Here is a 5,307-nt window from a genome sequence, read left to right as displayed (position 1 = left end):
CGGCTTCGGTTTGATGGGACATGCTTTGGAGATGGCAGAGGCCAGTAAGGTGACTTTTCACCTAGATTCTTCCGCCATACCCTATATTCCGGAAAGCTTGGAGTATGCGGAATTGGGTATGATTCCGGCAGGGGCTTACGCTAACCGGAAGTTCCAGGAGGGAAAAGTGGATGTCAGCAGAATTTCCACGGCATTTCAGGATTTACTTTTTGATCCCCAGTCCTCCGGAGGATTGCTTTACAGTATTCCCATGGAAGAAAAGGAAAGAGCACTGGAAGCTTTTGAAAAGGCAGATTTAGATACGACGGTATCCTGTATAGGAGAAGTAAGGGAATTAGAAGAGAAAAATATTATTCTCTACTAAAAAACTTGCAAAGCAATAGCAAATAAGGCAACAAGGAGACGTAGCATGAATATTAAACAGCTAGAAGCATTTGTTCGTATCGTTAAAAACAAAAGTTTTTCACAAACGGCCAAGGAATTATATCTTACCCAACCTACAGTGAGCTCTTATATCAGTAGTTTGGAAGAGGACTTGGGGGTACAGCTTTTTAACAGAACTACAAAAGAAGTGCATACCACCAATGAAGGAGAGCAGATTTATCTCTATGCCAAGGACATTGTGAATCTTTCCAATAAGATTCGGAATGCTTTTAAAGATGAAGAGAAGGAAGAGGTAAATGAAATTATTATTTCCGCATCCTCCATTCCGGCGCAATACCTGCTTCCGGGCATTTTGGCAAACTTTAGCAAACGATACCCAAATACAGAGTTTCGTATTCATGAGACAGACAGCAAGGGAGCTGTTACCGATGTGGCAGAGCATCGGTCGGATTTGGCTTTTTCCGGATCCATCGTTCCCATGTCTAACTGCAATTTTCTGCCTTTCTATGAAGATGAATTAATTTTGGTCACACCCAATACGGAATTTTACCAGAATAAGCAGAAGGAAGGAGATCTTTCTTTCTTGCGAAAGGCAGATTTTGTTATGCGGGAGAATGGTTCCGGCACGAAAAAAGAGGCGATAAATCTTTTAACACAGATGGGCTTAAAACCGGAGGAGTTAAAGGTGGTGGCTCGTTTTGCCAATACCGGTGCCATCTTGCTTTCCGTTAAGGAAGGCATTGGGGTAGCCATAGTTTCCCGTCTTGCAGCAAGAAATGCTATAAAGAATAAGGAGCTTTTGGATTTTCCGCTGCAGGAGGACGGATATTTTCGTAAAATTTATTTGGTTAGCAACAATCATTATCCCATGAGCAATCGGGTGAAGCTGTTCTTACAGATGATGCAGAATCATGTTGAAAAGCAGAAGATTTTATAAAGGATATTCATGAAGGAAAATTATAAGCTTATCGTTGCCTATGACGGCTCCCGATATTTTGGATTTGAAAAACAGAAGGATCAGGAAGCGACCATTCAGGGCAAGCTGGAAGGGGTATTTTCCAGAATTCCGGGAAATGAAGAGGGAGTAGAGATTATCGGTGCCTCCAGAACCGATGCAGGGGTGCATGCCAGAGGGATGTGTGCCAATGTATTTTTGGATACGGAGCTTTCCGAGGAAGAGATTCAGGATTACGGAAATCGTTATCTTCCGGAAGATATTGCCATTGTCTCTGTAAAGAAGGTCAGCCCCCGCTTTCATGCCAGATACAATGCCTTGGGGAAAATCTATCGATATTCCTGCTATATCGGAAGAACAAAACCGGTTTTTGATCGAAAGATTTTGCTCCATTTGGAGGAAGAGCCTGATTTGGAGGCTATGCAGGAGGCGGCGAAGTTTTTGATCGGAAAACAGGATTTTAAATCTTTCTGCGGTAATCCTAAGATGAAGAAATCCACTATTCGTTCTATAAGCAGTATTCGTATTCAAAAAAGTCAAAATCTGCTTCGATTTTACTTTGAAGGCAGCGGATTTTTGCAGTACCAGATTCGGATTATGGTAGGGACACTTCTGGAAGTAGGCTATCATAAAAGGAAAGCCGGGGATATACCCGGGATTATTGATGCAAAGGATAGGCAGCAAGCCGGTTACACGGTACCGGCAAAGGGACTTTGTCTTATGAAGGTTCTTTACGATTAGAAAGGATTGAAATTGAAAAAAGCGTTGTTATTCTCCTTGGGAATAAGCATTTTATCCATAGTATGCATTGTTTTAATAGGCTTAAGTCTGCTGTCCGGTCGTTTTTTTCCCGGAACCTATATTGAGAATGTCGATGTTTCTCTTTTAAAGAGGGAAGAAGCCCGGGAATTATTCTCACAGAAAAGACAGGATGCCTATCATCTTGTTATCATCGATAAAAACGGTCATCAGGAGAATCTTTATGGAAAGGATATTCAGCTTCGTTATGATTCCGACTTTTCTCATATTCCCAAACCGGATTCCTTCTATCTCCTGTTCTCTCTGGGAAAGAAAAAGAATTATGATTTAGAAGGCAGTCTGCATTATGATGAAGCGGCTTTGGATGCTTTTATTAACAAGTATCTTGAAAAGCATGACAGTGATGAAGAAGCAAGGGCTGCGTTCCTTACCGCCTATATTCCCGGAAAGGGCTATGCGGTGGGAGATGAGCAGTGGAGCGGGAAAATCGATCGGGATAAATTTCGGACTATGCTTATTCAGGCCATTTCGGAAGGAAGTTCCCGAATTGATCTTCGAGAGGGAGATTTTTATCAAAAGCCCGAGGCGAAAACGGAAGAGCTAAAACCGGTGGCGGAGGAAAAAAATAAAAGCTTGCAAGCTCTTCTTCGGTACAACTTTTCCGGTGAGACAGTTGAACTGACCCCGGACCGATACCACCAATGGATGGAAAACGGAGAATTCAATAAAAAGGCATTAAAGGACTATGTAAAAGAGCTAAAGGCGCTTACCGACACCGCAGGGAAAGAAAGAGCTTTTCATACAGAAGACGGAAGAGTACTTTTGTTGAAGGGAAAATACGGTTTTTCTCTTTCCGTAAAAAAAGAAGAAGCGGCACTTCTTACAAATTTAAAGTCCAATGAAGCGGTATCCAGAGAAGCGGAGTATGACACGGTGGCACCGGGAAGAGGAGCCTCCGATTTAGGAAATACCTATGTGGAAGTGGATATTGCAAAACAAAAAATATTTTATGTAGAAAACGGAGAAATCAAGCTTAGCTCTGACTGTGTGACCGGAAACGTATCCAGAAACAACGGAACACCGGATGGTATTTATCCCCTTACCTATAAGACAAAGAATGCTACTTTGAAGGGTGAGGATTACGAAACCAAGGTGAGCTATTGGATGCCCTTTAATCGAGGAATCGGTTTTCATGATGCTTGGTGGAGAAACCGGTTCGGAGGAAATATTTATCTAAGAGGAGGATCTCATGGATGCGTGAATCTCCCTCCCCAGATTGCAAAGGATTTGTACCAGTTTGTTTATCAGGGAATGCCGATTATTTGCCATCATTAATGGAAAAAAGTATAGTAGAAAGAAGGATGAGAAGTGCAAGGGGAAGATAAGCAAAAGCAGGAAGTACTGAGTATGCAAAAGACCGGAGAAGCTTTTGCTCATGAAACCAAGGGAGAGGGTTCAGAGGAAAAAGAAAGAAAATCCTATGGGAGAAAGGGGAAAAGTCCTTTTCTCCTCTTTTTCGTTCTTTTGCCGTTTTTACTTTCAGGAATTTTTCTCTATGGGGTATATCGTTATGGGAATAATGTGATAGCGGAAAGAAATCGGCATAACGGTGAAACCGTCGTTGCAGAGCAGGAGGAAAAGCCGGGAGAACAAAAGGAGGATAAGCTTTCCAACAGTATCAACAAATTAAAGAAAAAAGGAGAGCTTAAGCTTCTTTTTCTTGGAAATGATTATTTAAAGGGGGAGAATGACTTTTTCACCACTGTTCAGGGAGCGCTGGAAGACAAATACGGTGGAAAGGTGGAATGGAATGTTCCTGAGCTCCCCGGGAATGCCACAGCCTTATCCGGCTATCTTAAATTGCAGGAGGAAGAGCTTAGCGGAGATTTGATTTTCCTTTCCTTCTCGGATTATGACAATCCCTATACCTTTCCTTACTATTACGAGCTTTTGCTTCGGGAATGTCAAAGAAAATTTCCGGAAGCGGAAATTTTATGTTTGATTGGAGACCGGGCATTTGCAGAGGATAAGCATACCAAGGACAATGCCTTTGTGGTAAAGAATCTTGCGGAGTACTATGGCTTGGAAGTTATGAATCTTGCAGAGCTTATGGCCAGAAAGCAAACGGATCCTAAAGCCTTTTTGACGGAAGGGGAGGCCTATTCCGCCTTTGTTCGGCGCTTTTATCCCAATGCCTTTTTAGAGGCAATAGAAAAACCTGCAAAGGAAGGACAGGAGAGTTCGACGAAAAGCGAAGAAAACAAGCAGGATAGCTTAAAGACTCCCTTAAATGCTCTATTGGAACAGGAGCCCTATTGCATAAAGATTTCCAAAGAAGAATTTCAAGAAATCGGAGACACAGGATTACTGCTTCCAAGGGAAAAAATGGAAGCAGTAGGCGTATCAGGCAAAAGCGGAATCTTGGCCCAGTCTCTTTCTATGGTTTCCGGAGTAAATCAAGGGAATTGTCTTGTGGACGGGATTCTTACAGCCAGCTACAGTATGGAAGGTAGCAGCTATTTAGGCATATACACGAAGGAAGTTCTTCCCAAGGGACAGATTCTTTTGCTCTTTGCCTCTAAAGAGGAAAGGGAGAATTTTCATGAGCTGTATATGCTCTCCGGAGTTCCTTTGGAAAGGGGACTGGAGAACGGAACAGCCCTTCCTGTTCCGGAAATGCCCGCAGCAGAGACTGCCGGAGCGGAAGCTTCTTCCGAGGCGGTAGCGGAATCCCAGGCAACAAGCCAGGCCGCTTCTTCGGAAAATACCGAAGCAACAAAAGCGGAAGAGAAGCCTGCTGCAAAACAGGAAGAAAAGAAGACGGAGACAAAAAAGCAAGAGGAAAGCAGCTCGGAAGAATATATTATTTCCGACCAGGGGCCCGGAGATGTACGATAAAGAGATTCGGGAAAGTCTATTCTTCTTTTTGGAAGAAAGCTACGGAAAGTCCAGAATACTGGAAGAAAAGGTTATTGGAAGAGCCCGGGCAGACTGTGTTCTTATACAGGAAGACAGCTTTATGGGGATTGAAATTAAATCGGACCATGACAGCTATAGTCGACTGGAAGGACAGGTAAAAAATTATAATCAATATTTTGACTACAATATGGTGGTAGTGGGCAGTAAACACGCCCACAGCATAGAAAGTCATGTTCCCTCCTTTTGGGGGATTATCACGGTGGAAGAGGTAGAAGGGAAATGTGATTTTT

6 protein-coding genes are annotated in these 5,307 nt (G+C 42.9%); all 6 read left to right on the top strand.

The annotated features are described in order from the left end of the window. The coding region (locus ACO4PX_RS08365; protein WP_485572260.1) for an AIR synthase-related protein at window positions 1-364 on the top strand (364 nt) is incomplete at its 5' end. 45 nt (window positions 365-409) lie between these two features. After that, window positions 410-1,321 carry a selenium metabolism-associated LysR family transcriptional regulator gene (locus tag ACO4PX_RS08360; RefSeq protein ID WP_183684073.1) on the top strand — a complete coding sequence of 304 codons (912 nt, stop codon included), beginning with the start codon at window positions 410-412 and terminating at the stop codon, window positions 1,319-1,321. Between the two features lie 9 nt (window positions 1,322-1,330). Continuing rightward, on the top strand, window positions 1,331-2,080 hold the full coding sequence (gene truA / locus ACO4PX_RS08355; RefSeq protein ID WP_183684072.1) for a tRNA pseudouridine(38-40) synthase TruA: 750 nt from the start codon (window positions 1,331-1,333) through the stop codon (window positions 2,078-2,080). Between the two features lie 12 nt (window positions 2,081-2,092). Continuing rightward, window positions 2,093-3,433: a L,D-transpeptidase family protein gene (locus ACO4PX_RS08350; protein WP_485572259.1), complete on the top strand. Its 1,341-nt coding sequence runs from the start codon at window positions 2,093-2,095 to the stop codon at window positions 3,431-3,433. A gap of 33 nt (window positions 3,434-3,466) precedes the next feature. Then, window positions 3,467-4,996 (top strand): hypothetical protein, encoded by a 1,530-nt coding sequence (locus tag ACO4PX_RS08345; RefSeq protein WP_485572258.1) that lies wholly within the window; start codon window positions 3,467-3,469, stop codon window positions 4,994-4,996. Continuing rightward, the coding region (locus tag ACO4PX_RS08340) for a sce7726 family protein (RefSeq protein ID WP_485572257.1) at window positions 4,986-5,307 on the top strand (322 nt) is incomplete at its 3' end. The genes ACO4PX_RS08345 and ACO4PX_RS08340, both read left to right, overlap by 11 nt.

This window comes from Oribacterium sp. (assembly GCF_057249185.1).
The sequence above is the reverse complement of the archived record's forward strand: the minus strand, read 5'-3'. Positions and strand labels throughout refer to the sequence as shown.

Bases quoted from the DNA above. Each gene is read 5' to 3' on its own strand.
- ACO4PX_RS08360 (WP_183684073.1), top strand. From the start codon at position 410: ATGAATATTAAACAGCTAGAAGCATTTGTTCGTATCGTTAAAAACAAA.
- truA (WP_183684072.1), top strand. From the start codon at position 1,331: ATGAAGGAAAATTATAAGCTTATCGTTGCCTATGACGGCTCCCGATAT.